The organism is Streptomyces sp. SID14436 (assembly GCF_010548465.1).
GTDB lineage: Bacteria > Actinomycetota > Actinomycetes > Streptomycetales > Streptomycetaceae > Streptomyces.
In genome coordinates this window covers 1-1,205 of the sequence record NZ_JAAGMD010000355.1, presented here as the reverse complement: position 1 = coordinate 1,205, position 1,205 = coordinate 1, and the positions used below count along the sequence as shown (strand labels likewise).

Annotated in this window: 2 protein-coding genes; one reads left to right on the top strand and one right to left on the bottom strand. The window is 71.6% G+C overall.

What is annotated here, in order from left to right:
- Nucleotides 1-591 (bottom strand): TerD family protein (locus G3I53_RS12595; protein WP_203617013.1); only part of this gene is annotated, 591 nt, incomplete at its 3' end.
- 294 nt (nt 592-885) lie between these two features.
- Here G3I53_RS12595 and G3I53_RS12590 point away from each other — a divergent pair.
- The coding region (locus G3I53_RS12590) for a DUF6643 family protein (RefSeq protein ID WP_164438345.1) at nt 886-1,205 on the top strand (320 nt) is incomplete at its 3' end.

Here is a 1,205-nt window from a genome sequence, read left to right as displayed (position 1 = left end):
CGGCGTCACCGGGCGGGCCGCGGCCGGTTGGGCGGGAGGGGCGGCGGGCGGCGTGGCGGGGGCGGCCTGCTGCGGCTCGTCGACGGTGATGCCGTAGTCGGTGGCGAGTCCTTCGAGGCCGCTGCTGTAGCCCTGGCCGACGGCCCGGAACTTCCAGGCGCCCTGGCGGCGGTAGAACTCGCCCAGGACGAACGCCGTCTCGGTGGTCGCGCCCGCGCTGTCGTAGCGGGCGGCGACGGTGCCCTGGGCCGCGTCCTTCACCTCGATGTAGAGGTCGGGGATCCGTCCGAAGGAGCCGCCGTCGCTGGAGGCGGCCAGGATCACCGTCTCGATGGCGGGTTCGACGCGGCTCAGGTCCACGAGCAGGGTGTCGGTGACATGGCCCCCGGCGTCCCGTTTGCCCTCGTGCCGTACGGCTCCCGAGGTGTGGGCCGGCTGGTTGTAGAAGACGAAGTCGTCGTCGGAGCGGACCTTTCCGCCCACCAGCAGGAGCGCCGAGGCGTCCGCGTCCGGCACCCCCGGGCCGGTGCGCCAGCCCAGTTCCACCCGCAGCGCCGTGGCCGGCACCGGTGTGTTCGATCCCTTCGGCATGGACATGTGCGCCCCCATCACGGGTCATCACGCCAGGTCGGTCCCGGCTCGCGTGGTGTTCTCGTCGGCCCCCACTATGCCCGGTGCGCCACCGGGGCGACGAGCCGTCCGCGATGACCGGGGGTCAACCGGCGGTAACCCGCCCGGAACTCGGGCTTTATCAGAATGTCCCCTTACAGGAAGTCCCTTTTCGGCGAGTTCACTCACATAAGTGATGCCACGCCACTGCGGGCACGGAAAAGAACCCTCTTACCGGTCTCCCCAAAAACACATCGTGGGCTTAACTTATGTGCCATGACCTCCCCCCGCTCCACTTATGGCGGCGGCTACTACTCCGCCTCCTTCCCGGACACTCCGATCTACGACTCGCTCGTGGCCGAGCGGGGCACCCCGCAGATCGCCCCGATCCGGGTCCCGGCAGCCTACGAGGCGCCCGGCAGTCATCTGCCCGCGCTTCCCTCGGCGTTGCCCGCCCTCCCGGCGGCTCCGTCCCAGCACGGCTACGGCTACCCGCAGGCACCGCAGCCCGCCCCGCTGCAGCAGGCGCCCGCGGCCTACATCCCGCAGCAGGCCACCGCGCCGCGCGGCTACCCCGGCCCCCAGCCGCAGCCGCC